25 protein-coding genes and 1 pseudogene are annotated in these 26,571 nt (G+C 65.1%); 15 read left to right on the top strand and 11 right to left on the bottom strand.

What is annotated here, in order from left to right:
• Positions 1-14 precede the first annotated feature (14 nt).
• The 4 genes and pseudogenes from SE91_RS27330 (at position 15) to SE91_RS27315 (ending at position 3,818) form a co-directional block, all read left to right on the top strand.
• A complete protein-coding gene (locus SE91_RS27330) occupies positions 15-974 on the top strand; it encodes an ABC transporter permease (RefSeq protein WP_008543273.1) in 960 nt (319 codons plus the stop codon).
• Positions 940-1,858, top strand: a pseudogene (locus SE91_RS27325) (ABC transporter permease). Before SE91_RS27330 ends, SE91_RS27325 begins: the two are co-directional and overlap by 35 nt.
• Positions 1,858-2,853, top strand: coding sequence for an ABC transporter ATP-binding protein (locus SE91_RS27320; RefSeq protein WP_060734738.1), 996 nt, complete (start codon positions 1,858-1,860; stop codon positions 2,851-2,853). Before SE91_RS27325 ends, SE91_RS27320 begins: the two are co-directional and overlap by 1 nt.
• Positions 2,850-3,818: an ABC transporter ATP-binding protein gene (locus SE91_RS27315; RefSeq protein WP_061849844.1), complete on the top strand. Its 969-nt coding sequence runs from the start codon at positions 2,850-2,852 to the stop codon at positions 3,816-3,818. The genes SE91_RS27320 and SE91_RS27315 overlap by 4 nt, the downstream gene beginning before the upstream one ends.
• A 54-nt stretch (positions 3,819-3,872) precedes the next feature.
• Here SE91_RS27315 and SE91_RS27310 read toward each other — a convergent pair whose 3' ends face one another.
• Complete coding sequence (locus SE91_RS27310) at positions 3,873-5,777, bottom strand: sensor domain-containing diguanylate cyclase (protein WP_061849843.1); 1,905 nt, start codon at positions 5,775-5,777, stop codon at positions 3,873-3,875.
• A gap of 163 nt (positions 5,778-5,940) precedes the next feature.
• Positions 5,941-6,162, bottom strand: a complete 222-nt coding sequence (locus SE91_RS27305; RefSeq protein WP_008543298.1) for a dodecin — start codon at positions 6,160-6,162, stop codon at positions 5,941-5,943.
• A gap of 147 nt (positions 6,163-6,309) precedes the next feature.
• Here SE91_RS27305 and SE91_RS27300 point away from each other — a divergent pair, with 147 nt between their 5' ends.
• Positions 6,310-7,191, top strand: a complete 882-nt coding sequence (locus SE91_RS27300; protein WP_061849842.1) for a DMT family transporter — start codon at positions 6,310-6,312, stop codon at positions 7,189-7,191.
• A gap of 13 nt (positions 7,192-7,204) precedes the next feature.
• Here the strand turns inward: SE91_RS27300 and SE91_RS27295 are convergent, their stop codons facing one another.
• A complete protein-coding gene (locus tag SE91_RS27295) occupies positions 7,205-8,470 on the bottom strand; it encodes a glycosyltransferase family 87 protein (RefSeq protein WP_061849841.1) in 1,266 nt (421 codons plus the stop codon).
• A 299-nt stretch (positions 8,471-8,769) separates the two neighbouring features.
• On the opposite strand from SE91_RS27295, the gene SE91_RS27290 reads away from it, so the two are divergent.
• Positions 8,770-9,771 carry a glycoside hydrolase family 16 protein gene (locus SE91_RS27290; protein WP_061849840.1) on the top strand — a complete coding sequence of 334 codons (1,002 nt, stop codon included), beginning with the start codon at positions 8,770-8,772 and terminating at the stop codon, positions 9,769-9,771.
• Between the two features lie 78 nt (positions 9,772-9,849).
• On the opposite strand, the gene SE91_RS27285 is transcribed toward SE91_RS27290, so the two are convergent.
• From SE91_RS27285 to SE91_RS27260, 6 genes are all read right to left on the bottom strand, one after another.
• A complete protein-coding gene (locus SE91_RS27285) occupies positions 9,850-10,407 on the bottom strand; it encodes an HNH endonuclease (RefSeq protein ID WP_008543309.1) in 558 nt (185 codons plus the stop codon).
• Positions 10,408-10,609: 202 nt separating this feature from the next.
• A complete protein-coding gene (locus tag SE91_RS27280) occupies positions 10,610-11,587 on the bottom strand; it encodes a peptidyl-alpha-hydroxyglycine alpha-amidating lyase family protein (protein ID WP_061849839.1) in 978 nt (325 codons plus the stop codon).
• 134 nt (positions 11,588-11,721) lie between these two features.
• The gene (locus tag SE91_RS27275; protein WP_061849838.1) at positions 11,722-13,494 is read right to left on the bottom strand and encodes a flavin-containing monooxygenase; all 1,773 of its coding nucleotides are present in this window, start codon (positions 13,492-13,494) and stop codon (positions 11,722-11,724) included.
• Between the two features lie 152 nt (positions 13,495-13,646).
• Positions 13,647-15,173: an acyl-CoA synthetase gene (locus tag SE91_RS27270; protein ID WP_061849837.1), complete on the bottom strand. Its 1,527-nt coding sequence runs from the start codon at positions 15,171-15,173 to the stop codon at positions 13,647-13,649.
• Positions 15,174-15,197: 24 nt separating this feature from the next.
• Entirely contained in the window at positions 15,198-16,382 is a 1,185-nt protein-coding gene (locus SE91_RS27265) for an ABC transporter substrate-binding protein (protein ID WP_061849836.1), read from the bottom strand.
• Positions 16,383-16,414: 32 nt separating this feature from the next.
• Positions 16,415-17,389, bottom strand: coding sequence for an NAD(P)H-dependent flavin oxidoreductase (locus SE91_RS27260; RefSeq protein ID WP_061851355.1), 975 nt, complete (start codon positions 17,387-17,389; stop codon positions 16,415-16,417).
• Between the two features lie 177 nt (positions 17,390-17,566).
• On the opposite strand from SE91_RS27260, the gene SE91_RS27255 reads away from it, so the two are divergent.
• A complete protein-coding gene (locus SE91_RS27255) occupies positions 17,567-18,454 on the top strand; it encodes a LysR family transcriptional regulator (protein ID WP_061849835.1) in 888 nt (295 codons plus the stop codon).
• Here SE91_RS27255 and SE91_RS27250 read toward each other — a convergent pair.
• Positions 18,451-19,104, bottom strand: coding sequence for a DNA-3-methyladenine glycosylase family protein (locus SE91_RS27250; protein ID WP_061851354.1), 654 nt, complete (start codon positions 19,102-19,104; stop codon positions 18,451-18,453). The two genes, SE91_RS27255 and SE91_RS27250, sit on opposite strands and share 4 nt — an antisense overlap.
• Positions 19,105-19,230: 126 nt before the next feature.
• Here SE91_RS27250 and gluQRS point away from each other — a divergent pair, with 126 nt between their 5' ends.
• Together gluQRS and SE91_RS27240 are read left to right on the top strand one after the other, a co-directional pair.
• Entirely contained in the window at positions 19,231-20,100 is an 870-nt protein-coding gene (gluQRS, locus tag SE91_RS27245) for a tRNA glutamyl-Q(34) synthetase GluQRS (RefSeq protein WP_061849834.1), read from the top strand.
• 89 nt (positions 20,101-20,189) lie between these two features.
• Positions 20,190-21,470, top strand: coding sequence for an ATP-binding protein (locus SE91_RS27240; protein WP_061849833.1), 1,281 nt, complete (start codon positions 20,190-20,192; stop codon positions 21,468-21,470).
• Here SE91_RS27240 and SE91_RS27235 read toward each other — a convergent pair.
• The gene (locus SE91_RS27235; RefSeq protein ID WP_060734746.1) at positions 21,397-22,290 is read right to left on the bottom strand and encodes a YihY/virulence factor BrkB family protein; all 894 of its coding nucleotides are present in this window, start codon (positions 22,288-22,290) and stop codon (positions 21,397-21,399) included. The two genes, SE91_RS27240 and SE91_RS27235, sit on opposite strands and share 74 nt — an antisense overlap.
• A 231-nt stretch (positions 22,291-22,521) precedes the next feature.
• Here SE91_RS27235 and SE91_RS27230 point away from each other — a divergent pair, with 231 nt between their 5' ends.
• The 6 genes from SE91_RS27230 to SE91_RS27205 all read left to right on the top strand — a co-directional run bounded on the left by SE91_RS27230 (position 22,522) and on the right by SE91_RS27205 (position 26,568).
• Positions 22,522-22,716, top strand: a complete 195-nt coding sequence (locus SE91_RS27230) for a twin transmembrane helix small protein (protein WP_061849832.1) — start codon at positions 22,522-22,524, stop codon at positions 22,714-22,716.
• Position 22,717: 1 nt separating this feature from the next.
• Positions 22,718-23,290, top strand: coding sequence for a cob(I)yrinic acid a,c-diamide adenosyltransferase (locus tag SE91_RS27225; RefSeq protein WP_061849831.1), 573 nt, complete (start codon positions 22,718-22,720; stop codon positions 23,288-23,290).
• A gap of 124 nt (positions 23,291-23,414) precedes the next feature.
• On the top strand, positions 23,415-24,164 hold the full coding sequence (locus SE91_RS27220; protein WP_061849830.1) for an electron transfer flavoprotein subunit beta/FixA family protein: 750 nt from the start codon (positions 23,415-23,417) through the stop codon (positions 24,162-24,164).
• On the top strand, positions 24,164-25,108 hold the full coding sequence (locus SE91_RS27215) for an electron transfer flavoprotein subunit alpha/FixB family protein (protein WP_061849829.1): 945 nt from the start codon (positions 24,164-24,166) through the stop codon (positions 25,106-25,108). The genes SE91_RS27220 and SE91_RS27215 overlap by 1 nt, the downstream gene beginning before the upstream one ends.
• A 190-nt stretch (positions 25,109-25,298) precedes the next feature.
• Positions 25,299-26,180 (top strand): 3-hydroxybutyryl-CoA dehydrogenase, encoded by an 882-nt coding sequence (locus SE91_RS27210; RefSeq protein ID WP_061851353.1) that lies wholly within the window; start codon positions 25,299-25,301, stop codon positions 26,178-26,180.
• A gap of 193 nt (positions 26,181-26,373) precedes the next feature.
• Positions 26,374-26,568 (top strand): hypothetical protein, encoded by a 195-nt coding sequence (locus SE91_RS27205; RefSeq protein WP_008543352.1) that lies wholly within the window; start codon positions 26,374-26,376, stop codon positions 26,566-26,568.
• The last annotated feature ends 3 nt before the right edge of the window (positions 26,569-26,571 follow it).

Raw genomic sequence — 26,571 nt, 5'->3', positions numbered from 1 at the left:
GGGGCCCTTCCCTCATGAGCCAATACGTCCTGCGTCGCCTGATGATCGCGATTCCGAGCCTGCTCGGAATCTCGGTCGTGCTGTTCGTCGTGCTCGCGCTTGCGCCCGGCGATCCATTCTCCGAGCTGGCGACCAATCCGAACGTGCCACCCGAAGTGCAGGCCGCACTTCGGGCCAAGTTCGGCCTCGACGATCCGATCTATCTTCGCTATTTGCACTGGCTCAACGCCATGCTGCATGGCGACTGGGGCTTCTCCTTCGTCAGCCGGATGGACGTCGACACGCTGATCCTCCAGCGCCTGCCGGCGACGCTCTACGTGATCGGATCGGCGCAGCTCCTGGCGCTCATGATCGCGATCCCCGTCGGCGTCTACGCCGCGACCCGGCCTTATTCGTTGTTCGACCAGATTGCGAATACGCTCGCCTTCGTCGGATTCTCGCTGCCGACCTTCTTCACCGGCATCCTGTTCATCCTGATCTTCTCGGTCACGCTGGACTGGCTGCCTTTCGTCTATACCACCGAAATCAAGGCAACTGGCATCCGCTGGGTTCTGGAGATGATCAGGCAGGCGATCATGCCGGTGGCGGTGCTCGGCCTGTTCCAGGCGGCGTCGATGACTCGCTTCGTACGCTCGGCAATGCTCGACGTCATCCGGCTCGACTACGTCACGACGGCGCGGGCCAAGGGCCTCGGCCAAGCCAAGGTCATCGTCAAGCATGTCATGCGCAACGCCATGATCCCGGTCGTGACGCTGATCGCGTTGCAGATGCCCGCGGTGTTCGGCGGCGCCATCGTCACCGAGCAGATCTTCCGCATCCCCGGCATCGGCTCGCTGTTGATCTCCTCCATTCTCTCCAACGACACGCCGGTGGTGATGGCCGTCACCTTCGTCTTCGCGTGCCTCGTTGTGCTGTTCAATCTCATCGCGGACGTGCTTTATGGCTGGCTTGACCCTCGCATCTCCCTCCGCTGAGCGGCGGGTCTACTCGCCCTGGCGCGAGACGTGGCGGCGCTATAGCCGCCACAAGCTTGCTGTGGTCAGCGCGTTCCTCCTTCTCATTCTGGTCTTGGCGGTGGTGCTCGGACCCTTCGTCTGGCGGGTCAAGATCGACGAGATCGATATCGTCGCCGGCATGCAGGGTCCGTCGCTGGCGCATCCCTTCGGCACCGACGATCTCGGGCAGGATATCCTCGCTCGCATGATTTATGGCGGGCGCATCTCGCTTGCCGTCGGCCTTGCCGCGATGCTGGTTTCGGTCTTCATCGGCGTGCTGATCGGCGCGCTTGCCGGCATGTCGCGCGGTGCGCTCGGACACGCCCTGATGTGGCTCACCGATTTGTTCCTGTCACTGCCGCAGCTGCCGCTGCTCCTGCTGCTCATCTATCTGTTCCGCGACGGGCTGAAGCAGATGTTCGGGCCCGAGGGCGGCATCTTCATCCTGATCGTGCTGGTGATCGGGGGCCTGCGCTGGATGCCGGTGGCGCGCCTGGTGCGCGCCCAGTTCCTATCGATCCGCGAAAAGGAGTTCGTCGAAGCGGCGCGTGCGCTCGGCGCCAGTCCGGTGCGGCAGGTGGTGCGGCACATCCTGCCCAATGCGGTCGGTCCGGTGATCATCGCCGGCACCATCGACGTCGCCGCCGCGATCATCGCGGAATCGACGCTGTCCTTCCTCGGCCTCGGCTTCCCGCCAGATACCCCGACCTGGGGCCGGCTGCTTTATGATGCCAAGGATTTTCTCGACATCGGGCCGCACTGGGCGCTGTTTCCGGGGGGGCGCGATCTTCATCGCGGTGGTCGCCATCAACTTCATCGGCGACGGCCTGCGCGACGCGCTCGATGCGCGACGGGTGATCTGATGGCGCCGCTGCTCGAGATCAAGGGCCTGAAAACCCACTTCTCCACCGACGACGGCATCCTCCAGGCCGTCGACGGCGTGGACATCTCCATCAACAAGGGCGAGACGCTCTGCGTCGTCGGCGAGTCCGGCTGCGGCAAGACCGTCACCGCGATGTCGATCCTGAAGCTGATCGCGATGCCGCCGGGCCGGATCGCGGCGGGCCAGATCATCTTCGAGGGACGCGATCTCGTGCCGCTGACGAGCAATCAGCTCGACGAGATCCGCGCCAAGGAGATCGGCTTCATCTTCCAGGAGCCGATGACCTCGCTCAATCCGGTGCTCACCATCGGCGAGCAGATCGCCGAGAGCCTGCGTCGGCACGAAGGGCTGACCAAGAAGCAGGCGCTCGATCGCACCATCGAGATGCTGAAGCTGGTGCAGATCCCGAACGCCGAAGGCCGCGTGCACAATTATCCGCACCAGTTCTCCGGCGGCATGCGCCAGCGCGTCATGATCGCAATGGCGCTCGCCTGCAAGCCGAAGCTGATCATCGCCGACGAGCCGACCACCGCGCTCGACGTCACCATCCAGGCGCAGATCCTCGACCTCTTGCAGGACATGAAGGACCGTTTCGGCATGGCGGTGATGCTGATCACCCATGCCATGGGTGTCGTCGCCGAGACCGCGCAGCGCGTCGTCGTGATGTATGCCGGCAAGGTGGTCGAGGAAGCGCCCGTCGACGAGCTGTTCGGCAATCCTCGCCATCCCTATACGCAAGGCCTGATCCGCTCCATCCCGCGCATCGATCTCGACAGCGAGCACAAGACGCGGCTGGAGGCGATCGGCGGCTCGGTGCCGATCCTGATCAACCCACCGGTCGGCTGCCGCTTCGCTCCGCGCTGCAAGTTCGCCATGAACGTCTGCGCCGAGAAGGAGCCGCTGCTGCGGGAGATCGCGCCCGGCCATCGCATGGCCTGTCACTTGGGAGATACTAGCCTCGGAGGCGCGGCATGAGCGAACCGTTGCTGCGCGTCAGCGGCCTGAAGAAACATTTTCCCGTGCTAGGCGGCCTGCTGTCGCGCCAGGTCGGCACCGTCTACGCGGTCGACGGCGTGTCGTTCTCGGTCAACCGCGGCGAGACGCTGGGGCTCGTCGGTGAGTCCGGCTGCGGCAAGTCGACGACCGGTCGCTGCGTGCTGCGCCTGATCGAGCCGACCGACGGCGAGGTCACCTTCGACGGCCAGGACGTGCGCAAGCTCGGCGGCAACGATCTGCGGGCGATGCGGCGGAACATGCAGCTGGTGTTCCAGGATCCGTTCGCCTCGCTCAATCCGCGCATGACGGTCGGTGCGATCCTCGGCGAGGCCTTCACCATCCACAATCTCGCCTCCTCCCCGAAGGAGCGCGAGGAGCGCGTCGCCGGCCTTCTGGTCAAGGTCGGGCTCAAGGCCGAGCACATGCGGCGCTATCCGCACGAATTTTCCGGCGGCCAGCGCCAGCGCATCGTGATCGCGCGCGCGCTCGCGGTCGAACCGAAGCTGATCGTCTGCGACGAGCCGGTCTCCGCGCTCGACGTGTCGATCCAGGCGCAGGTGATCAACCTGCTGGAAGATCTCCAGGCCGAGCTGAACCTCACTTATCTCTTCGTCGCCCACGATCTCTCGGTGGTCGAGCACATCTCCGACCGTGTCGCGGTGATGTATCTCGGCCGCATCGTCGAGCTCGCCAAGGCCAGCGATCTCTACCGCAACCCGCAGCATCCCTACACCAGGGCGCTGCTCTCGGCGGTGCCGGTGCCCGATCCCAAGCTCAAGCGCGAACGCATTCGCCTCAAGGGCGACGTGCCAAGCCCGATGAAGCCGCCGTCGGGCTGCCACTTCCACACCCGCTGCCCGATCGCCCAGCCGCGCTGCGCGGAGAGCGCGCCTGTGCTCAGGGAAGGAGCAGGCGGGCATTTCGTGGCGTGCCATCTCGCCTGACGCGAAGCGCGTCGGGCCTCTGGAGCTGCGCCCTGAGCAACAGGACCGATTCCGTCACGCGCTCTTTGCGGGCCACGGTATGACTTGGCCCGACATCACCAGCTGGTCTCGCCCGGCGTCCTTGGCGGCATAGAGGGCGCGGTCGGCGGTGGCGACCAGCGTGCTGCAGTCCGCCATGGCTTGGGACGGAAGAGCCGCCGCGCCGCCGAGGCTCGCGGTGACCAGCCGGGTGGGCGGATTTTGCGCGTGTAGCATGGCAAGGTCTTGCAGCGCCTGGCGAATACCCTCGCCGACCTCGGCGCAGCCATCCGGGCCGGTGTTCGGCAGCAAGACGGCGAATTCCTCGCCGCCATAGCGCGCGGCAAGATCGGCCGGGCGCCTGGCCTGGGCGGACAGGATCCGGCCGAGCGCGCGCAGGCAGGCATCGCCTGCCAGATGTCCGTATTGGTCGTTGAACTTCTTGAAATGATCGACGTCGATCAGCAGCAGCGAGAGCTGCGTGCCGTCGCGCCGGGCACGCGCCCATTCGTCGGCGAGGCGCTCGTCGAAGGCGCGGCGGTTGGCAAGACCCGTGAGGCCGTCGGTCGTTGCCAGCGAGGCAAGCCTGTCCTGGAGATCTTTCTGCTCGGTCATGTCGCGCACGACCGCGACCACGCCGTCGATCGTGCCGCTGTCCGATGCCAGGGTCACGTGCAGCGCAGCCTCGGCCCAGATCTCACCTTTGTCTCGATGGCGCTGACGATAGATGAACCGCGCCTCCTCGGCCTCGCCGTTCTTCAGGGCGGCGATGGCTTGCTCGACGCGTTCCATGTCATCGGCATGAATGCCGGCCAGCGCCGAGGTGCCCAGCAGTTCCTCGGCCGACCAGCCGGTGATGCGTGCGCAGGAGGGCGAAACGTAGAGCAGCCGGTTATCAAGACTGATGCGGGTCACCATGTCGCTGGATTGCTCGGCGAGCAGGCGGAAATTGGCCTCCGTGGTGACGAGAGCCTGCGCCGTGCGCTGCCGCTGCACGAGCTGCCGGACGAGATAGGAGCCGATCATTGCGATCAGCAGGACGAGCCCGACGACGAAAATCATGCGCGTGGTTGCCGCGCGCCACCAGGGGGCCAGCACGTCGTCCTGCGACTTGCTCGCCAGCACCATCAGGGGATAGCGGCTGCTGCGCTGGTAGTAGCTCAGCCGCTGCACGCCATCGAGCGGCGACTTGAAATAGTAGACCGCCGCGGCCGGGCGGCTATCCCAGCCCTTGAACAGGGGCGCGTTGGACAGGTCGCGTCCGACGAAGGCGCCGCTCTCGTCGCGGCTGCGCGCCAGCATGATGCCGTTAGTGTTGAGCAGCGATGTCGAGCCGTTCGCCCCGATGTCGAACCGCTCGTAGAACTTGACGAAATAGCTGACGTCGATCGTGAGCAGGGCAACGCCGGCGAAGCCGCCGTCGATATCGTTGATCCGGCGCGATGCGGTGATGATCCATTGGCCGCCGGAGCGGCTCTTGACCGGCGGTCCGATCAGCGTGCCTGACTCCGCCGAGTCGCGGTGGCGCCGGAAATAGTCGCGGTCGCTGTTGTTGAGCTTGGAGAAGTCGATGCGCTCGGTCGTCGCAAGCCACCGGCCGGTCGCGTCATAGATGAAAATGCCGCGGATGCGCTCCGATGACTTCCGCGTCGGCAGATAGGCCTGGAGCCTCGCGATCGTGGCCGGCTCAGTTCCGTCGATCTCGAGCCGATGCACAAGCCCGATCAGAATCGTATCGGCGATCTCGAACGTGTCGTCGGCGTGTTGGATCAGGGAATGCGCGAGATTGGCGACATCGATCTCGGCGTTCCGGAGGTCGGCCTTGCGCGCTTCCCATTCGCGCCAGGCGCTCAAGCCGAGGATTGTAACGCAAATGAGCGCAACGAAGCCCGCCGCCCAGAGCGGAAGGCGCGTCTTGCCAAGTTCGCGGCTCGTCACCATCAGGCTTGCTCCAAATTGGAGCAAACCTCTCATTTTGGCCTTAACGGCCTGTTGCAATATTTGTGATGATTGCGCGGGCCCGTACTCGACCGGAGAGAAGTGTGGATATCTTGACCGACACCCGTCGTGTTCCCCTCGAGAAGGGCGGTTCCACGGCGCAGCCTCATTCTTCCAAAGTGAAGCCGACGCGCAACGTCACCTGATAGTGGCGAACCGCGCCGTTCTCGATGTGGCCGCGCGTCTGAACCACCTCGAACCACTTCATCTCGCGAATGGTCTTGGCGGCGCGGTCGATCGCGTTCTTGATCGCATCCTCGATCGACGTCTCGGACGATCCGACCAGGTCCAGGATCTTGTAGACGTGATCGTGTTCGGCTGTGGGCATGGTGGGCCTCCCTCGTTGCGCCGCGGTACGCGTCGCCATTGCGGTCCCAACTGAACGAGCGCCAGGCGCTCAGGTTCCGTTCTGGGCGATGGGGCGCATGCGCCAGGAGAGGTGGAGCGGACAGCGTCCGCCTGCTAAGCGCAACTCATGGATTTGGCGCAGCGCGACAGGACGATCGGCTCCCTCTGCCTCTGCGTGACGGCGTTCGGCTGGGCGTTGAACTGGCCGCTGATGAAGCTTTTGCTGCAGCAATGGCCGCCTCTGTTCGCGCGTGGACTTGCCGGCGTCTGCGCCTCGCTCATTCTCGGCACGCTGGTGCTCAGCCGGAGAGAATCGTTCGCCGTTCCGCGCGAGGCGATTCCGCGGCTGCTGTTTGCGACACTCACCAACGTCTTGGCCTGGATGGGCCTCGGCACGGTCGCGATGAAATACGTGACCGTGAGCGAAGGAGCCCTGCTTGCTTACACCATGCCAATCTGGGCCATGTTGTTTGCCTGGCCTGTTCTGAACACCCGGCCGACCCTGCGGGATGTCCTCGGGCTCGTTCTCGGCATTGCCGGCGTCGCGCTGCTTTTGAGCGGAAACGGCTTCGCGTTCGGCGCTGACAAGCTTCTCGGCATTGCGCTGGCGCTGCTCTGTGCGATCCTGTTCGCGCTGGGCAACGTGCTCAACCGCAAGCCGCTGCCGATGCCGCCCCTGGTCGTCGTGGCCTGGCAGGTCGGGCTCGGCTGCGCCACGATGCTGATCCTGGGCGTGCTGTTCGAGCAGCCGAACTACACCGCGATCACGCCGCTGGGGTTCGGCTGCTTCGTCTACATGACGCTGGTGCCGATGGGCCTTTGCTACGTCACCTGGTTCGAGACGCTGCGCCGCCTGCCGCCGACCTCGGCTTCGACCGGCATGTTGATCGTTCCCGTGATCGGCGTGGTCTCCGCCGCGATCATTCTGGGGGAGCCGCTGGGCTATCGCGAATGGGCGGCGATGGCGCTCACGCTCGGCGGCGTCACGCTGGCATTGCAACGGGCCTAGAGCATACAGCTGGTTATTCCGCGGCCTGCGCCAGGGCCGGCGCAGGCCTGGTTGCGCGCCACAGCAGCTTCAGGAGCAAGGCCAGCATCGCCATCATGGCGAAGCCACCGATCGAAGGCGCGAACTTGTCGTCCATTCCTGTAAGGTCGACTTCATTACCGAACTGCGCCGCGAGCCGCGCCGATTGCAGCATGCCGTAGGCTCCGGCAAGCAAGATCAGTCCGTAGATGGCACTGCGTTCGCGCGCATTCGCCACTTGTGCGAGGCCGGGGAGCATCAACGCCAGGCCGATCCCGACGATCGGGAGGTCATAATCATAAGCGTACGGGCTGATCATCACCGAGACCATGGCGACGACGCCGAGCGCGAAGGCGGGCGAGGTCTTGCGCGCCGCTCCAAGCCGAAGGGCAAGCCCGATCGCGGACAAAGCGAGGCACGCCGCAGCCGCCTGCGCCCAGAAAGCGATGCTCGGCGGCACGCCGGCTCGACCGAGCGCGGCATAGGTCGAGATCATGCGGAACAATGGATAGAAGCCGCGCTCCAGGAAGATCGCCGATTCCCTGATGGCACCAAGCCACGCGGCCCAAATCTGCCATCCGAACACCAGCGTACAGAGGAACGAACTCGCGAGCACGACGGCCCCGGCGGTCGCGAGTGCCGCCCAGCGGCGGGTCGCAAGCATGTAGACGCCGGCGGCGATGGCCAGATGCGGCTTGATCACCATTGCACCCAGCGCAAGACCGGCGACGATCTGGCGCCGCTCTACGTTGAGGCAAATGATGCCGATCAGCACGCCGGTGAGAAAGCCATTCTGCCCACAGCCGACCGTGATCGCCAGCGTAGGAAACAGCACGACGAGGACGAGTGCGAAATTGTTGCCGGCAATCGCTCGAAGCGTCAGGAGGTAGGCAGTGAGCGTCGCGGTGATGAACAGCAGATAAGCGATGCCGGCCGGCAGCAGCGCGAAGGGGGCCACCAGCAGGTCGAATTGGGGAGGATAGGTCCAAGGCATGAAGCTCATTGAACCGGTGAATGCCTGCTGAAGCTTGGCCAGCGTCTCGAACCGGTAGACGAGATCGAGCTGACCGCGCCAGATCTGCTGCGCGACGATGTAGAAGGCATCGAAATCCGAGAGCTCGCGAACTTGCCAGGCGCTCCAGCGGCCGAACCTGTAAGTCTTGAACAGCACCATCACCGCGAGCGTCGCGAGCACGAAGCGGACATAGATCGTCCGCTTCGACGGTGAGGATTGAACCGCTTCTAGCGTCTCGGCAAACATCGGCGACGACCTCGAACCCTGAAAGATCGCGGCTTGGCACGCGGTTCCGCCGATCCCGGCCAAACTGCCACCAGAGGTTTAAGGGACGGTAACGACTGCCGCAGGATTCAGGCCAAGAGGCCGCAGAAGGCGGGCCAAAGCCCATGCCGGCGGTCTTGATGACCCCGATCTTGGACGGTTCCGGCACGCGCCCCGCAGGCGCTTTCAAAATCGCCCGGCCGCGTCAAGCAACTCGGCTTGCCCGCCAGCGTGCGGGGACGTTAACCTCGGCGCATTCCTGGAATCTTCGATGTGCGGTGATGGTCGGCCGTTGGACGAAGGGCGCTCTGATTGCGATTGGTCTCTGCGCCGGGCGAGCTCCGGCTATAGCCCAGGACGATCTCGATGCTGCGCCCGGCACGATGTCGCTTCAGGTGACGACCGATCCTGCCTCGATCGCCTGCCGCAGGCTGGAGACGGTCGGCCCGACCTCGCTCTCGTTCCGGTCTTTGCGCCTGACCTTCAACGACAACTTCGACGAGCATCCGCTCGCGACCGGACGCTGGGTGCCGCACTATGCCGGTGGCGCAGCGTGGCCCGAAGCGCGCTATTGGGGCGGCGATGGCTCCGACTCAAGGCGCAAGACCAGCGCCAATGGCGAGCAGCAGATCTATGTCGATCCGCGCTACGCGGGCCGCGCCGCAACGCCGCTCGGCCTTGACCCATTCAAGATCAGGGATGGCGTGCTCTCGATCGTCGCCAGCCGCACGCCGCTGGAATTGAAGCCGGTGCTGTTCAACAATGAGTACATCTCCGGAATTCTGACGACGCAGGGCACGTTCGCGCAGAAGCACGGCTATTTCGAGATCCGCGCCAAGGTCCCAGTCGGCCATGCGGTGTGGCCGGCATTCTGGATGCTCGCGGATGACGGGGGCTGGCCGCCGGAGGTCGACGTGCTGGAAGGCCGCGGCGAGCGGCCCGGCGATGTCGTGATGACGACGCATTGGCGGATTCCCTCAACCCAGAAGATCCAGTCCTGCGGCTTCGATTTCACCGTCGGTGACGCCTCGCATGCATTCCACAATTACGGTGTGTTGTGGGATGAGGATCGCCTGGTCTATTTCATCGATCGCAGGCCGGTCTCCGACATCAAGGTGCCGATCGGCTTCGATGATCCCATGTACATGATCGTCAACCTCGCGATCGGATCGAAATTCTTTCCCGGCGTCAGTCAGGTCGATGCGGAAACGCCCTCGAGCATCGCATTCGAGATCGACCGGATTTCCGTCTATCAGATCGATATGGCGCAGGCGCAGAGATAGCGATCGCTGTGTCTCGCTGCGCGAACGGTAGTTGGCGAACGTCGCGGAGAAGCCCGACGCTTGTCGGCATGCCGAAGCTTACGGATCCAGCTCTGTATCCCAGTACAGATAGTCCAGCCAGCTGTCGTGCAGATAGTTCGGCGGAAACAGGCGGCCGTTGCGATGGAGCTGGTGCACGGTCGGCGCGAAGGCGCTCTGGCGCGGAAACATCTTTGCTTGCGCCGGCGTGAGATTCCCCTTGCGCAAGTTACAGGGCGAGCACGCCGCGACCACGTTCTCCCAAGTGGTCTGGCCGCCTTTGCTGCGCGGGATGATGTGATCGAAAGTGAGGTCTTCAGGCGAGCCGCAATATTGGCAGGCGAAACGATCGCGCAGGAAGACGTTGAAACGAGTGAAGGCGGGATGGGTGGTGGGCTTGACGAAGGATTTGAGCGACACGACGCTCGGTAACTGCATCTCCAAGGTCGGACTTCGAACCGCCTGGTCGTAATGCGCGACGATATTGACGCGGTCGAGGAACACCGCCTTGATCGCGTCTTGCCACGACCACAACGACAGTGGGTAGTAACTCAGCGGCCGGAAGTCCGCATTCAGCACCAACACCGGCCAACTGCCTTGCGAGACATGTGCGTTCAAGTAACGCTCCCGGCCTCCAATATACGCTGCGAAGCAGCATGTACTGACATACTACATGCAGCGTGACGGGATTGTGAAGCCCGTTGAGCGACTTATTCAGGCTCGCGCAATGCGGCGGCGGGGTGGCAAAACGCTCAAAAAGCCGCGATCCCGGGAGGGTTCCTCCGCTGTCGTGGGGGAGAATCCCAGGACGTGCCGCGACCTACTCCCGCACCCGCTCCAGCTTCTGCAAGCATCGCGTCGCGCGCACCGCGGCCGGCATTTCCTCGTCCGGAAAGCTCGTCTTCCAGTCGGTGACGCCGACCTCGCCGACATAGATGTCGCCCTTCGAATCCAGGGCGATGCCGTGCGGCGCCAGGAACTTTCCGCTGGCAATGCCGGGCCCGTCCTCGCCGCCGAGCCGCGCGATGCGCTTGCCTTGCGCGTCCACGATGGACAGCCGCGGCCCGAGATTGGGCACCTTGCGGTTAACGGCCAAGCCGGGCCCGAGCTCGCCGATCACGAAGGTCGGGCTCTTGGCCCCACCGCAGCAGCACAGCGCGCAGGGGCGATGAAGGTTGTTCCACTGCGTCTCGTATCTGCCCTCGCCATTGAACACCTGCACGCGGTGGTTCTCGCGATCGGCGACATAGACCCAGCCGTCGGCATCGGCGGCAATATTGTGCACGATGTTGAACTGGCCGGGATCGGTGCCGGGCTCGCCCCAGCTCTTTAACAGCTTGCCGTCGGGCGTGAACTTGTGCACGCGCGCATTGCCATAGCCGTCGGAGACGTAGATCTCACCCTTCGGCGAGAGCGCGGTGTGGGTGCAGCGGTGGAAGGGATCGCCGCTCATGAACGGCGCCGGCTTCTCGGGGATGCCGATGGTCAGCAGCACCTTGCCGTCGGCGGTGCATTTGCGCACGGTGTGGTCGCCGTCATCGGTGCAATAGAGATTGTCGTCCGCGTCGATATGCAGACCATGCGCACGCGAGAACAGGCCTTCGCCCCAGCTGCGCAGGAAATTGCCGTCGCGGTCGAGCACCACCATCGGATGGACGCCGCGGTTGAAGACGTAGATCCGGTCCTTGCTGTCGACCGCAACCGAGGCGACGTCGGTGAGCTGCCAGCCGTCCGGCAGCTTGGCGAAGTTTTCGACGACGCGGTAGCGGTGCTCGCCGGTGCCGAGAATGGCTGGCATGGGTGGTCCTTCCTCTCGCTGTCTCTGTCGTGCTCGACTTGCATCCGCATCGTCATTGCGAGCGCAGCGAAGCAATCCAGAACCTTTCCGTGGAGGCAGCCTGGATTGCTTCGCTGCGCTCGCAATGACGTGGACTAAGGTGTGTCTACCTCTCGCTCCAAAATCCCTTCCTCGATCGCCTTGATCTGCAGCGCGAGATATTTCGAGTTGATGCGACACTGCGCGAGGCTGCCGGCGATGAACCACAGGCCGGGCTGCTCCGTGCGTGCATACATGTTGCGCAGCTCGAAACCGTCGCCAAAGCCCCAGATCGGTCCGACGCGGTCGGCGACGGCGTCGCCAAACAGTTTTCGCACGAGATATTCTTGCGGCTTGTAGCCGGTGGAGAGCACGATCAGGTCGGCCGCAATGGTCGTGCCGTCCCTCATCTGCGCGCCGTTCGCGGTGAAGCTCTCGATCTCGGAGAATTGCTTCAGCTTGATCGCGCCTTCGACGATGAGATTGGAGCAGCCGACGTTGAAATAATAGCCGCCGCCACGGGTGAGATATTTGAATTGCCAGCCGGTGCCGGCCTCGCCGAAATCGAGCTTGAAGCCGACGCGGGAGAGGCCGTCGAGCAGCTCCCTGTCGAGCGCCTTGGACTGCTCGGTCAGCATCACATGCGTCTTCTTCGCCAGCGGGGTCGGCATCGAGGCAGCGATCAGATCGTTGTCCTCGAGCGTGCCCTCATTGTAGGTCGCATAGGCAAGCTGGGCCGATGGCTCGATGTTGGTGACCAGTGTCGGCGAGCGCTGCACCAGCGTCACCTCGGCGCCGCTGGAATGCAGGTCCTGCGCGATGTCATGACCGCTGTTGCCGGTGCCGATCACGATGGCGCACTTGCCGGTCCAGTTCTCGCCGTCCTCGTAGCGGCTGGAATGCACCAGCGTGCCCTTGAAATTGCCGAGCGTCGGAATGTCCGGGATGTTCGGGATGCCGCTGACGCCGGTTGCCATCACCACATGGCGCGGATGCATGGCACGCGTGCTGCCGTCGGCGCGCCGCAGCGTGACCGTCCAGTGGCCGTTGGCCTCGTCATAAGCGCCGCCTTCGAACTCGGTGCCCGTCCAGAAATTCAGCTCCATCGCCTCGACATAGGCTTCGAACCAGTTGGCGAGCTTGTCCTTGGGGATATAGGTCGGCCAGTTCGGCGGAAACGGCATGTAGGGCAGGTGATTGACCTGAACCTGATTGTGCAGCGTCAGCGCATGGTAGCGCTTGCGCCAATTGTCGCCGATGCGTGCCTCGCGGTCGACGATCAGGGTGTCGATTTGCAGCTGCTTCAGTCGCGCCGCGATCGCAAGACCGGCCTGGCCGCCGCCGACCACCAGCACGGTCGGGTCGCGATCACCGTAGTCGCGTGAGACGTTGCGCAAATCGAGCCAGTTCGGCCCGCGGAAATCGCGCGAATAGGCCTGGCCGCGCGGCCGCGACGTGCCGAGCTGTTCCTCGAATCCCTTGAGCTCGTCGAGGGCGGTCAGCAATGTCCACGCTTTCAGGCGGTCGTCGGGGCCATCGGGAATGAGCCGGACAATGCCGCTGCCGCGGCCGATCGCAGTCTCGAAATTGAAGATCGCTTCGATAGTATTGGTGCCGGCGCGCGTCACCCAGCGCGGCGGGGCGCGGTTGGGGGCGACCCTGAAACCAGTCGGCCTCGCCTTGGGCCCGAGCGTGGTCAGCCCCCGCGCGATCGTATCGCGGCCGGCGACCGTCTGCAGGTTCCAGTTCAGCGCCAGCACATCGCGCCAAAAACTATCGGCGAGGAAGAGGTCGTCCAGCGAGGCTGGATCGGGCTGGTCCAGCCTGCGCTCGAACGCATCGAGCCAGACTTGCGCGGCGACGGAAATATCTTTCGTCCTGTCCAGCATGCGACCTCGTGGCCGTCTTCGCGGCGTTTCCTCTGGTCGAGGCTACACAGTTTCGCGGGCGGCCAAAAGCCGATGACCCGAGCAATACCGGCATATGGCCCTGCTCGGACGGAATATGCCGGCGATGCTTGGCCCGGCTCGGCGGCGGGCGATTAAGGGCCGCCCGGCCTCCGGTCTGCCCAATAGGGGTCGCGCAGCTTGCGCTTGAAGATCTTTCCGGTCGCCTCGCGGGGCAGCGCGTCCTGGAATTGAACCTCCTTCGGCACCTTGAAATTGGCCAGCCGCTCGCGCAGGAAAGCCTGCACTGCGGCGGCGGAGAGCTGCGCGTCCCCTTCCGGCTCGATGCAGGCGCACAGCCGTTCGCCATATTCCGCGTCGGGAATGCCGAACACGGCGCAATCGCGCACCCCTGGCATGGCGATCAGCACGCCCTCGATCTCGGCCGGATAGATGTTGACGCCGCCGGAGATCACCATGTCGCGCTTGCGGTCGCAGAGGAAGAGATAACCGTCCTCGTCGAGATAGCCGACGTCGCCGACGCTGACGAGACCGTCGCGCCCCGCCTCGGCCCGCGCCTGGGCCTTGCCGTGATAGTCAAAATCGGGCACCGCCGTCTGGCGCATGTAGATCTCGCCGACCTCGTTGGAGCCGCAGAGATTGCCGTCGTCGCGGAAGATCTTGACGATGCCGCCTTCGATGGCGCGGCCGACCGTGCCCGGCTTTCTCAGCGCCTCCTCGGCCGAATGCCAGACCGGGATGCCGGTCTCGGTCGAGCCGAAATATTCGTTGATGACTGGTCCCCACCAATCGATCATCGCCCGCTTGACCTCGGGCGGGCAGGGCGCGGCCCCGTGCACGACGAAACGCAGCGATGAGAGGTCGTAACGTTGTCTCGCAGCCTCTGGCAGGCGCAGCAGCCGGACGAACATGGTCGGCACCATGTGAATGTGCGTGACGCGATGGCGTTCGATCAGCGCCAGCAGCTCCTCGGCGTCGAAGCGCGCCTGGAGGACGATGGTGCAGCCGTGGCGGAACGCCATCATGCCGTAGGAATGCGGCGCCGAGTGATACATCGGTCCGTTGATCAGCACGACCTGGTTGTCGCGCGGCTTGATGCCATAGGCGATCGCCCCGACGCGTTCGGAGGCCGCGGCCTGTTCGGGCTGCATCGGCATGCGGCGCACGCCCTTCGGCATGCCCGTGGTCCCCGAGGTGTAGATCATCGCCGCGGCGCGGCGCGGCGGCTCCCGGGTTTCCGGATGCTCGTCGCGCCAGTGGTCCCAATCGGTCTGTCCGGACGGGACCGCCGTCAGCTCCTGGGGAATGGCGAACGTCGCCGCGAGCTCGGGCGGCGTCGCGACGACGAGGAGCCGGACATCCGCCGGCACGCCGCCCTGAATCTGCGGCAGCAGGTCGGCGTGGCAGACCAGGATCTTCGCGCCGCTGTCGGTCAGGATGTAGCGGACCTCCTCGGCCTTGAGATGCCAGTTGATCGGCACGACCGGGCTGCCAAGTGCAGCGGACGCCGCAACCACCTCGAACAGCGCAAAGTCGTTGCGCAGCATCATGGCGACCGGAGCGCCCTCGGCGAGCCCTAGGGCGCGCAGCCCGCCCGCCGCCCGCCTGATGCGGGCCTGGATCTCGTCATAGCCGATCCGGCGTTCGCCGCTGATGATCATGGCGTGTTCCTAACCTGTGCGAGCTTAGCGGTCGTCCAGCACGTCGCCGAATCCCACCCAGCTCTTGCCGTTGAAGCGCCGGAGCTGAAGCTGCTGGAACGGCAGATAATCGTCGGGGCCGGTGCTCACACTTATGCCTGGCAACAGCAGCGGCAGCTTCACCTCCTTCAGCGAGGCCGACTGGCGCATGATGTTGTCACGGCTGACATCATCCTTGCATGCCTTCAGCACGGTCATCAGCAGCGTCGCGTAGTGATAGCCGGCCGCGTAGTTGGAATTGGAGAGGTCCGCATTCGGCATGTACTGCTTCATGAAGGCGAAATACTCCTTCACGCCGGGATCGTCGGCCCATTGCGGGTCCATCGTGTCCTTCTGGTTGCTCGACGAGATCAGGCCGACCGCGTTGTCCAGTCCCGCAGGCTCCAGGAACGAGATCGAGGAGGCCGAGGTCGGCACGAAGAACAGCTCGGGCTTCCAGCCGATCTCGGCCACGCCCTTGATCATCTGCGAGGTGAACTTGCCGAGCACGACGCCGAACAGTACGTCGGCGCCCGATGCCTTCAGGGTCGAGAGCTGCGAGCTGATCGTCGGCGCGCTGGTCTCGTAGGTCTGCTCGGCGATGATCATGCTGGCGGCCTTGTCGCCGAGCGCGCGCTTGAAACCGGCGACATAGTCGCGGCCGAAATCGTCGTTCTGGGACAGGATGGCAATCTTGGCGCCGGGCTTGGTGCGCAGCACGTGCTTGGCATAGACCACGCCCTCGGATTCGTAGGCAGCCATGCCGGGCATGGTCCAGGAGTATTTCTGCGGATCGGCCCATTTCGTTGCGCCCGAGAGCACGAACAGCTGCGGCACCTTCTTGCCGTTGAGGTAGCGCTGCACGGCGCTGTTGGTGGCGGTGCCGAGCGAGCCGAACATCATCAGCACCTCGTCCTGCTCCACCAGCTTGCGGGTCTGCTCCACCGTCTTCGGCGGCGAATAGGCATCGTCCAGCGTGATGAACTTGACCTTGCGGCCATTGATGCCGCCTTCGGCGTTGATCTTCTCGAAGAAGGCCTCCTGCGTCCGTCCGATCGCGCCGAAGCCGGAGGCCGGGCCGCTATACGGCAGGGTCTGACCGATGCGGATCTCACCGTTGCCTTCGGCGTGAGCGCTGCCGCTAGCAAGCGCCAGCAGGGACATGCCGATCATTGCGGCTGCGAGCTTCATGATGTCCTCCCTTGATACTTCTTTTGTTCAGATCAGGCGCTGGCGCGCATCAGGAAATCCTGCCGGGCCTGGTCGAATTCGCCCTTCATCCGGTCCACGAGCTCGGCGACCGGCGGAGCATCCACGATCTGGCCGATGCCCTGGCCTGAACCCCAGATGTCGCGCCACGCTTTCGATTTCATGTTGCCGCCGGAGCCGAAATTCATCTTCGATTTGTCGGCGATCGGGAGATTGTCCGGGTCCAATCCTGCGGCGGCGATGGAGGGACCGAGATAATTGCCGTGCACGCCGGTGAACAGGTTGGTGTAGACGATGTCGTGCGCGGCATGCTGCGTCAGCGCTGACTTGTAGGCTTCGTCGGCATTGGCTTCCCGTGTCGCGATGAAGCGCGTGCCCATATAGGCGAGGTCGGCGCCCAGCGTCAGCGCGGAGGCGATGCCGAAGCCGTCGCTGATCGCACCTGACAGCAGGATCGCGCCGCCGAACCATTGCTTGACCTCGCGGACCAGCGCGAAGGGCGACAGCGTGCCGGCATGCCCGCCTGCGCCGGCGCAGACCAGGATCAGGCCGTCGACGCCCTGCTCGGCGGCCTTGCGGGCGTGCTTGACGTTGATGACGTCGTGGAACACCAGCCCGCCATAGGAATGCGCGGCCTCGACGATCTCGGCCGGCGGCCGCAGCGAGGTGATGATGATGGGCGCCTTGTGCTTCACGCAGGTCTCCATGTCCTTCATCAGCCGGTCGTTGGAGGCATGGCAGATCTGGTTGACGGCATAGGGCGCGACCTTCTTGCCGGGATTGCGCGATTTGTACTCGCCGAGCTCATGCTCGATCCGGCTCAGCCATTCGTCGAGCTTCTCGACGGGGCGGGCGTTGAGCGCGGGAAACGATCCGACGACGCCCGCCTTGCACTGGGCGATCACCAGCTCCGGTCCGGACACGATGAACAGCGGCGAGCCGACGACGGGCAGTTCCAGATTGTTCTTGAGCAGAGCAGGCAGTGCCATCGGATCCTCCCGAGCGCGCATGGCCGGCCTCTTCGGCCGATGGATGAGCGCTTCCATATCGATTGTCGCGCCGGCGGCGTGGCGCCTGGCGGTTTGAGCCCAGTATAGGGTTGGACCGCGGGCGGAGGATCGTTCAATATTGAACATATGCATATACGGATTTGAACGGGAGCGGCGATGGATTGGGATCTCTGCAAGACCTTCGTCGCGGTCGCCGACACCGGCAGCTTCACCGCCGCGGCGCGCCGGCTGCATGCCAGTCATCCAACGGTCAGCCGCAAGATCGCGGCGCTGGAGGCGCAACTCGGCACCAAGCTGCTGGCGCGCTCGGCCGATGGTTTCGTGCTCACGGTTGATGGGCGCGCCCTGCGCGAGCACGCGGAGGCGATGGCCGCCGCTGCGCTCCGAGCCGAAGCAGCGGTCGGCGCCGGCGGGCGCAAGGCGCGCGGCACGGTCAAGCTGTCGATCGGAGCGACGCTGGCGTCGCACTGGCTGATGCCGCGGCTGCGATCCTTCCTCGGCGCGCATGATCACATCCGGCTCGAGATCATCACTCATCCGTTTCCGGCCAGCGTGCGGCGCAGGGAGGCCGACGTGGTGCTGCGCCCGGTCGACAGCGGCGAGGAAAACCTGGTCGGCCGCAAGATCGGCCGTCTCGGCACCGGTTTCTATGCGTCGCGCGACTATGCCGCGGGCAGGTCGTTGCCGGAGCGCAGCGCCGAGTGGAAGGGGCACAGCGTGATCGGCTTTGCCGATCAGGATTCCAATGCACAGCTGGCCCGCTGGAGCGATACGATCACGCGCCAGGGCACCGTCGTGATGCGCTGCTCCTCGCAGGGCGACATGCTGGCGGCGGTGCGCGCCGGGATCGGAATCTCCGCGCTGTCCTGCTTCGTCGCGGAGAGCTATCCGGATCTCGTGCGCGTCGCGCCGCAGAAGCTCGTCAGCATCGCCGATCTCTGGCTGCTCGCCCATCCCGACCTGGTCGAACTGCCCGCGGTGCGGGCCGTGATCGACTTCGTGGCGCAATGCGCGCGCGTCGATCGCGAGCGGCTGCGGGGTTAGCTTGACGCCGCGAGCACGCCCTCGCGTTTCTTCACCGCGCGATAATAGCTCCACCACAGATGTGCTGCCGCGCCGCGCAGTGGACGCCAGGGTTCGGCGAGCGGCGTCATCTGCTTCTCCGTCGGCCGCGCCTTCAGGCCGAGCCCGATGCGGATGCCCTCCTGCACGGCGAGGTCGCCGGCCGGCCAGGCATCGCCATGGCCGAGGCAGAACAGCAAGTACACGTCGGCGGTCCAGGGGCCGATGCCGGGCAGCGAGATCAACGTGTGATGCGCGGCGTCGGCGTCCTCCTCCGCGAGCACGTCGAGGTTCAGCCGCTGCGCAGTGATCTCACGCGCCAGATGTTTCAGTGTCTTGATCTTGGCGGCGGACAGGCCGAGCCGCCCCAGCCGATCGGTGCGCGCGCGGCGCACGGCGTCATGGTCGAACGGATCGAACGCAGCCGACAGCCGTCCCCAAATCGCCGCCGCGCTTGCCGTCGAGAGCTGTTGGCCGCAGACGATGTGTGCAAGCCCCGTAAACCCCGGCTCGCGCCGCCGCAAGGCCGGCATGCCGGCGATCTCCAGCACCGGCTTGAGGCGCGGATCGCGCTTGATCAGCGCGTGGACGGCTTCTTCGAGATCGGACTGGGTTTCGAGGTGGATGGTCATGGTGATCGACAAGTCTCTCCGGTGTCATGCGCGGGCTTGACCCGCGCATCCATCTCCTATCGTAACAGACTCCTGGAAGAGGGATTGCCGGGTCAAGCCCGGCAATGACAAGTCTTGCGAGAGCCGATGCCACCCGTTTTCCGATTCGCCCCGAGCCCGAACGGCTTCCTGCATCTCGGTCACGCTTATTCCGCGCTGCTCAACTTCGAGCGTGCGCGTGAGAGCGGCGGGCGGCTGTTGCTGCGGATCGAGGATATCGACGTGACGCGCTGCCGGCCGGAATACGAGGGGGCGATCTATGAGGATCTCGCCTGGCTCGGCATCGCCTGGGAGACGCCGGTGCGGCGGCAGTCGGAGCATCTGGCCGACTATCGCGCCGCGCTGGATGAGCTTTCAGCGCTCGGCCTCGTCTATCCCGCCTTCGAAAGCCGCGCCGAGATCGCCAAGCTGGTGGCCGCGCGTGAGGCCGATGGGCCGTGGCCGCGCGATCCCGACGGAGCACCGAACTATCCCGGTGCCGCCAAGTCACTGTCGGCCGACGAGCGGTCGCGGTTGATCGCATCCGGCGCGCCTTACGCGCTGCGGCTCGACATCGCCGCCGCCTGCCGCCGCGCCGCCGGGCTGACCTGGAACGAGCTGGGCGAGGGGCCCGATGGCGAGCACGGCGCCGTCCCCGCGCGGCCGGAGGCCTGGGGCGACGTCATCCTGGCCCGGAAGGAGACGCCGACCAGCTACCATTTGTCCGTGGTCCTCGACGACGCGCTCCAGGGCGTCGGCGAGATCGTGCGGGGGCAGGACCTGTTTCACGCCACCGCGGTCCACCGCTTGCTCCAAACCCTGCTCGGCCTGCCGGAACCCGCCTACCGCCACCACCGCCTGATGCGCGACGGGGACGGGCGGAAGCTGTCGAAATCGAGCCGGTCGACCGGACTGCGCGAATTGCGCGCGGCCGGCGTCACGCCGGCCGGGATCCGCCAGCTGGTGGGATTAGGTTAAGTTTCTCTGGGGGTTAGCTCAACGCCGCCGTGACTCCGGGTGTTTCGCCGTGCCATGCTTGCGCGATAGCCCGGGTTCGAAGGGGATCTATGGCGGCGAAAAAGCGCCCAGCGCGCACCACGCGGACGTCCAGGCGACCGCCTCGGAAGCGGTCCGGGGCGGCCGGCCGGGTGCGCGGGCGCAGCAGCAAGGCGGTCACGCCTGACGTGGTCCAGGCCGCACTCGCCGCCTTTGCCCACGAGGTCCGCACCCCCCTGACCGGGATTCTGGCGATCAGCGACCTGCTCGCGACCTCCGATCTCGGCGAGCGGGAGCGCCGCTGGGCCGATACCATCAAGGCTGGCGCCGAACACCTGGCGAGCCTTGCCACGCTGTTCGTGGACGCTGCCAGGACGGGGAAGGGGGCGGGGAAAGGGGGAAGCACGCTCCGGCAGGATCTGTTCGACCTGCGGGCGCTCGCCCGCAGCGCCGGCGATTCGCTGGCCGGCCGTGCCGCCGCCAAGGGTCTTCAGGCCGAGGTCGATATCTCAGAGAAGCTGCCGGGATTGGTGGTCGGCGATTCCGTCCGTCTGCGCGCCGCGCTCGAGAACCTGATCGACAATGCCGTGAAATTCACCGATCAGGGCGGCGTGGCGCTTGCGGTCGAGCCCTGGCGTGCCGCCAAGGGCGAGCGCAAAGGCAAGGCAAGGGGCAAAGGCAAGGTCGGCATCGCCTTCGCGGTGTCCGACAGCGGCATTGGCCTCACCATGGCCGAGATCAAGCGGCTGTTCCGTCCGTTCACCCAAGCCAATGTCACCATCGCCTCGCGTTTCGGGGGCGCCGGTCTGGGCTTATCCTCGGTGAAGCAGTTGGCGCGCGCCATGGGCGGTGACATCACCGTTGCGCCGCGCCGTGGCGGCGGCGCGACGTTCACCCTGACGGTGTCGCTGGATGTGTCGGGATCGGGCCAATCGCGCAAGACGAAGGAGGGGAGCGAGCCCGAGACGGTGGCCACTCTCCGCGTGCTCAGCGTCGAGGACAATCCGTTCGGCCGCGTGGTGCTCAACACCATCTTGACCGAACTCGGCCATTTTGCCGAGTTCATCGGGCGCGGCGAGGACGCCATTGACCGTCTCGCCCAGGGCGCGTTCGACGCGGTGCTGATGGACATGGTGCTGCCGGGCATCGACGGGGTCGAAGCCATCAGGCGGATTCGCACGATGCCGACGCCGCTGGCCCGGATCCCCATCATTGGCGTCTCCGGCCGCGGCGAAGACGAGGCGGCCGCGCGCGAGGCCGGTGCCGACGCCTTCCTGGTCAAGCCTGTGTCTCCGCGGGCGCTAGCGACTGCGCTGCTTGAAGCGACACGCCGCGAGGAAGCCGCGACTTGATGATCGCGGCGTTGAGCTCGCCGCCGTAAACGAAGATCGCGGCGATGAAATACAGGAACACCAGTGCGATGATCACCGAGGCGAGCCCCGCATACATCGTCACGTAATTGTTGGCGAACCGCGCCAGATATTGTCCGAACACGATGCCTGATATCAGCGACGCCACGATGGTGAAGACGATGCCGGGCAGGATCTGGAGGAAGCCGCGCCGTCCCGCCGGCAGCCAGACGTGCAGGATGATCAGCGCCACCACCAGCGCGCTGATGGTGATGCCGTAGCGCAGCCAGGTGAGGATACTTTCGTTCGACTCGACGAACAGCGGGATATGGCGTCGCGCCGCTTCGATCAGGAGCGGGCCGAGCACGATCAGGAACGCCATGGCGAGCGCGGTGAAAGCAGCAATCAGCGTGTAAAGGATCGATTCCAGCCGCAGCCAGTACCAGCGCCGCATCTCCACCACCGCATAGGCGCGGTTGAGCGCGACGCGGAGCGCCTCGACGCCGTTGGAGGCGAAATAGACCGACAGCGCTGCGCCGATGGTCAGAAGGCCAGTGCGCGTCGTGGTCAGCACGTCGTGAACCTCGCCCGAGATGGAGTCGGCGACCTGCTTGGGCCAGACCTGCAGCATCAGGCTGGCGGCCTGGTCCGCGAGTTCCTTGGAGCCGAAGAACCCGGCGAGCGAGGTCAGCACAATCAGGAACGGGAACAGCGCCATCAGCGTCGACAGCGCGATGTGGCTGGCGATCGCCCAGCCGTCATCGGCCAGGAATGTGTAGAAGGCATCCTCCAGGACGCAGTAAATGTAGCGGATGGCTTTCACGTGGCACCTACACTGCTGCTCTCTCCCCCTGCACGTAGGGAGAGGTCAGGAGCACAAGCAATGGGCGCAAACCGAAAATCATCGCGCTACCATCTGATATTCCTGGCCCAAAAGCCAGTTTGCGAAGCGCCGCCGTCATTCCGGGACGCGCGCCGCGCATCGCCCCGGGATGACGCCAGAGGCTGTCGCAGCACCATGGCGGACCGGCGCGCACGGTGTTATCACCCCTCAATGGCATCTATCCTGAGTACTTTCATCCTGCCGATCGCGGTCGGCGCCGTGGCGTTGGTGCTGCTGCTCGGCCTCGTCAACATGATGCGCGGCGGCTCGCCCAACACCTCGCAGAAGCTGATGCGCTGGCGCGTGGCGCTGCAGTTCCTGGCGATCATCATCGCGATGGCCGCGGTCTGGGCGATGGGACGCTGACATGGTCGTATTGAACCGCATATACACGAAGACTGGTGACGACGGCACGACGGCGCTCGGCTCGGGCGAGCGGCGTCCGAAATACGATCTGCGCATCGAGGCCTATGGCACCGTAGACGAGACCAATGCCGCGATCGGCGTGGTGCGGATCTACACGCATGATCTTCCCGAGTTCGACGCGATGCTCGGCCGCATCCAGAATGATCTGTTCGATCTCGGTGCCGACCTCGCAGTGCCCGAGCGCGAAGGCAAAGCGGAGCGGCTGCGGGTGGTGGCGAGCCAGGTCGAGCGGCTGGAGCGCGACATCGACGCGCTCAACGACAAGCTTGCGCCGCTGACCTCCTTCGTGCTGCCCGGCGGAACGCCGGCCGCAGCTCATCTCCACGTCGCGCGTACAATATGCCGCCGTGCGGAACGCGTGATCGTGGAACTGGCGGCCAAGCCCAACGAGCAGGTGGGCGCGGCTGGCATCCAATATATGAACCGCTTGTCGGACTTCCTGTTCGTGGCCAGCCGCGCCGCCAACGGCAATGGTGCCGGCGACGTACTCTGGGTTCCGGGCCAGAACCGCTGACCCATCTGGGCGCTGTATTTCTAAGGTCTAAAATTTGGCCCCTTGGCGCGTTGACCGGGCCTGATCAGGCCTTTAGGTTCCGCGCCAGTTGATAACCCCCCTCCCAAATTGTGAAAGAGGATCGATGAAGGTCTTGGTGCCGGTAAAGCGGGTGGTCGATTACAACGTCAAGGTCCGCGTCAAGGGCGATGGATCGGGCGTTGAACTCGCCAACGTCAAAATGTCCATGAATCCGTTCGACGAGATCGCGGTCGAGGAAGCGTTGCGCCTGAAGGAAGGCGGCAAGGCGTCCGAGGTCGTGGTGGTCTCGATCGGACCCGCGCAGGCCTCGGAGACGATCCGCACCGGCCTAGCCATGGGCGCCGACCGCGGCATCCTAGTGAAGGCCGAGGGCAATGTCGAACCGCTCGCGGTTGCCAAGATCCTGAAGAAGGTCGCCGAAGAAGAGCAGCCGGGCCTGATCATCCTCGGCAAGCAGGCGATCGATGATGACAGCAACCAGACCGGCCAGATGCTGGCCGCGCTGCTCGGCTGGTCGCAGGCGACCTTCGCCTCCAAGCTCGAGGTCGAAGGATCCGACTTCAAGGTCACCCGCGAAGTCGACGGCGGTCTGCAGACCGTGAAGCTGAAGGGACCGGCGATCGTCACCACCGACCTGCGTCTCAACGAGCCGCGCTATGCTTCGCTGCCCAACATCATGAAGGCCAAGAAGAAGCCGATCGCGGAGAAGACCGTCGCCGATTACGGCGTCGACGTCACCGCGCGCCTCGAGGTTCTCAAGACGACGGAGCCAGCGGGCCGCAAGGCGGGCGTCAAGGTCAAGGACGTCGCCGAGCTGGTGTCCAAACTCAAGAACGAAGCCGGAGTGCTCTGATGACGACGCTGCTGATTGCCGAACACGACAACGCGTTGTTGAAGGATGCGACCAACAAGGCTCTCACCGCGGCTGCCGCGCTCGGCGCCGACGTCGAGGTGCTGGTGGCCGGCCAGAACGCCAAGGCCGCGGCGGATGCCGCAGCCAAGCTTGCCGGCGTGAAGAAGGTGCTGCTCGCCGACGGCGACCTCTATGCGCACGATCTCGCCGAGCCGCTGGCCGCGCTGGTGGTGTCGCTGGCCTCCGGCTATGACGCGATCGTCGCGCCCGCGACCTCGCGCTTCAAGAACGTGATGCCGCGCATCGCCGCCCTGCTCGATGTCATGCAGGTCTCGGAGATCATCAAGGTGGTCGCCCCCGATACCTTCGAGCGTCCGATCTATGCCGGCAACGCCATCCAGACAGTAAAGTCCAAGGACGCCAAGAAGGTCATCACGGTGCGGACCTCGACCTTCGCCGCAGCTGGCGAAGGTGGCAGCGCGGCGGTCGAGAACGTCGCGGCGGCGGCCGATCCCGGCCTGTCGTCGTTCGTTGGTGAGGAAGTCGCCAAGAGCGACCGTCCCGAGCTGACTTCGGCGAAGATCATCGTCTCCGGTGGCCGCGCCATGCAGAGCCGCGAGAACTTCGCCAAGTACATCGAGCCGCTTGCGGACAAGCTCGGCGCCGGCGTCGGTGCCTCGCGCGCCGCGGTGGACGCCGGCTATGCGCCGAACGACTGGCAGGTCGGCCAGACCGGCAAGGTCGTGGCCCCCGAGCTTTACGTCGCCGTCGGCATTTCCGGCGCGATCCAGCATCTGGCCGGCATGAAGGACTCCAAGGTGATCGTCGCGATCAACAAGGACGAGGACGCGCCGATCTTCCAGGTCGCCGATTACGGCCTGGTCGCCGACCTCTACCAGGCGGTTCCGGAGCTCACGGCCGAACTCGGCAAGCTCGGCAAGTAAAACGAGCCAAAAACACCGGCCGGAGCTAAAAACTCCGGCCGGTGTTGCTTTTTGAGGCGTTTTCTTTGGCGTGGGGCACGCCTTCGAAGCGATCCAATCTAGGTTTCGAGCCAAGGTTCTGATTAAATCGGACCTCCCGGCTCGGGGGATAGGCAGGCGCGACATGCGCGCCGTTCCGGTGGATGACAAGATGGCGGCAGTGATCAAGAAGGTCGGCGTGATCGGCGCGGGTCAGATGGGCAATGGCATCGCGCATGTTGCGGCGCTGGCCGGCTTCGACGTGGTGCTCAACGACGTTTCGGCCGACCGCCTCAAGTCGGGCATGGCCACCATCAACGGCAATCTGGCGCGGCAAGTCTCCAAGAAGGCCGTCTCCGAGGACGACAAGGCCAAGGCGATGGCGCGCATCTCGCTGGCCGAGAAGCTGGACGACCTCGCCGACTGCGATCTCGTGATCGAGACCGCGGTCGAGAAGGAAGAGGTCAAGCGCAGGATTTTCCACGAGCTCTGCGCCGTGTTGAAGCCGGAGGCGATCGTCGCCTCCGATACGTCCTCGATCTCGATCACGCGGCTCGCCGCCGCCACGGACCGGCCGGAACGCTTCATCGGCATTCACTTCATGAATCCGGTGCCGCTGATGGAGCTGGTCGAACTGATCCGCGGCATCGCCACCGACGATACCACCTTCGAGACAGCCAAGGAATTCGTAGGCAAGCTCGGCAAGCAGGTCGCGGTCTCCGAGGATTTCCCGGCCTTCATCGTCAACCGCATCCTGCTGCCGATGATCAATGAGGCGATCTACACGCTGTACGAAGGCGTCGGCAATGTTGAGGCGATCGACGCCGCGATGAAGCTCGGCGCGCACCATCCGATGGGCCCGCTGGAGCTCGCCGATTTCATCGGCCTAGACACCTGTCTCTCCATCATGCAGGTGCTGCATGAGGGGCTGGCCGACTCCAAGTACCGTCCGTGCCCGCTGCTGGTGAAATACGTCGAGGCCGGCTGGCTCGGCCGCAAGACGCAGCGCGGCTTCTACGACTACCGCGGCGCCAAGCCGGTTCCGACGCGGTAAGGGAGCCGTCCCCGGACGCAGCGCGGAGCGCTGTCGAGCCGGGGCTCAGAAGCCGCGTGCACGCTGAAGCATGGGTCCCGGCTCTGCGTCGCGTCACTTCGTGCCGCACCTTGTCCGGGACACGAGACCCGCTTCCGCTCACCTCCCGTTAACCTCTCGCGCCTAGGTTACGTCCAGTACGAGGGTTCGCGTAATGGACATGATGGCGATGGTCAGCACCATGCTGGCCGCTCAGCAAGGCGCGCTGCAGTCGAATATTGCGGCGACGCTGACCAAGCAGAACGCGGATATGGAGAAATCCACCGTCCTGACGCTGCTCGGCGCCGGCCAGCCCTCGCTTGCCAATGTCGGCCCCGGCGTCGGCGGCAATCTCAACGTCACCGCCTGAAGA

It is taken from the genome of Bradyrhizobium sp. DOA1 (assembly GCF_001593325.1).
Taxonomy (GTDB): Bacteria; Pseudomonadota; Alphaproteobacteria; order Rhizobiales; family Xanthobacteraceae; genus Bradyrhizobium.
The sequence above is the reverse complement of the archived record's forward strand: the minus strand, read 5'-3'. Positions and strand labels throughout refer to the sequence as shown.

Coding starts and splice junctions, on each gene's coding strand:
- SE91_RS27330 (WP_008543273.1), top strand. CDS start 15: ATGAGCCAATACGTCCTGCGTCGCCTGATGATCGCGATTCCGAGCCTG.
- SE91_RS27320 (WP_060734738.1), top strand. CDS start 1,858: ATGGCGCCGCTGCTCGAGATCAAGGGCCTGAAAACCCACTTCTCCACC.
- SE91_RS27315 (WP_061849844.1), top strand. CDS start 2,850: ATGAGCGAACCGTTGCTGCGCGTCAGCGGCCTGAAGAAACATTTTCCC.
- SE91_RS27310 (WP_061849843.1), bottom strand. CDS start 5,777: ATGGTGACGAGCCGCGAACTTGGCAAGACGCGCCTTCCGCTCTGGGCG.
- SE91_RS27305 (WP_008543298.1), bottom strand. CDS start 6,162: ATGCCCACAGCCGAACACGATCACGTCTACAAGATCCTGGACCTGGTC.
- SE91_RS27300 (WP_061849842.1), top strand. CDS start 6,310: ATGGATTTGGCGCAGCGCGACAGGACGATCGGCTCCCTCTGCCTCTGC.
- SE91_RS27295 (WP_061849841.1), bottom strand. CDS start 8,470: ATGTTTGCCGAGACGCTAGAAGCGGTTCAATCCTCACCGTCGAAGCGG.
- SE91_RS27290 (WP_061849840.1), top strand. CDS start 8,770: ATGGTCGGCCGTTGGACGAAGGGCGCTCTGATTGCGATTGGTCTCTGC.
- SE91_RS27280 (WP_061849839.1), bottom strand. CDS start 11,587: ATGCCAGCCATTCTCGGCACCGGCGAGCACCGCTACCGCGTCGTCGAA.
- SE91_RS27275 (WP_061849838.1), bottom strand. CDS start 13,494: ATGCTGGACAGGACGAAAGATATTTCCGTCGCCGCGCAAGTCTGGCTC.
- SE91_RS27270 (WP_061849837.1), bottom strand. CDS start 15,173: ATGATCATCAGCGGCGAACGCCGGATCGGCTATGACGAGATCCAGGCC.
- SE91_RS27265 (WP_061849836.1), bottom strand. CDS start 16,382: ATGAAGCTCGCAGCCGCAATGATCGGCATGTCCCTGCTGGCGCTTGCT.
- SE91_RS27260 (WP_061851355.1), bottom strand. CDS start 17,389: ATGGCACTGCCTGCTCTGCTCAAGAACAATCTGGAACTGCCCGTCGTC.
- SE91_RS27255 (WP_061849835.1), top strand. CDS start 17,567: ATGGATTGGGATCTCTGCAAGACCTTCGTCGCGGTCGCCGACACCGGC.
- SE91_RS27250 (WP_061851354.1), bottom strand. CDS start 19,104: ATGACCATCCACCTCGAAACCCAGTCCGATCTCGAAGAAGCCGTCCAC.
- gluQRS (WP_061849834.1), top strand. CDS start 19,231: ATGCCACCCGTTTTCCGATTCGCCCCGAGCCCGAACGGCTTCCTGCAT.
- SE91_RS27240 (WP_061849833.1), top strand. CDS start 20,190: ATGGCGGCGAAAAAGCGCCCAGCGCGCACCACGCGGACGTCCAGGCGA.
- SE91_RS27230 (WP_061849832.1), top strand. CDS start 22,522: ATGGCATCTATCCTGAGTACTTTCATCCTGCCGATCGCGGTCGGCGCC.
- SE91_RS27225 (WP_061849831.1), top strand. CDS start 22,718: ATGGTCGTATTGAACCGCATATACACGAAGACTGGTGACGACGGCACG.
- SE91_RS27220 (WP_061849830.1), top strand. CDS start 23,415: ATGAAGGTCTTGGTGCCGGTAAAGCGGGTGGTCGATTACAACGTCAAG.
- SE91_RS27215 (WP_061849829.1), top strand. CDS start 24,164: ATGACGACGCTGCTGATTGCCGAACACGACAACGCGTTGTTGAAGGAT.
- SE91_RS27210 (WP_061851353.1), top strand. CDS start 25,299: ATGGCGGCAGTGATCAAGAAGGTCGGCGTGATCGGCGCGGGTCAGATG.
- SE91_RS27205 (WP_008543352.1), top strand. CDS start 26,374: ATGGACATGATGGCGATGGTCAGCACCATGCTGGCCGCTCAGCAAGGC.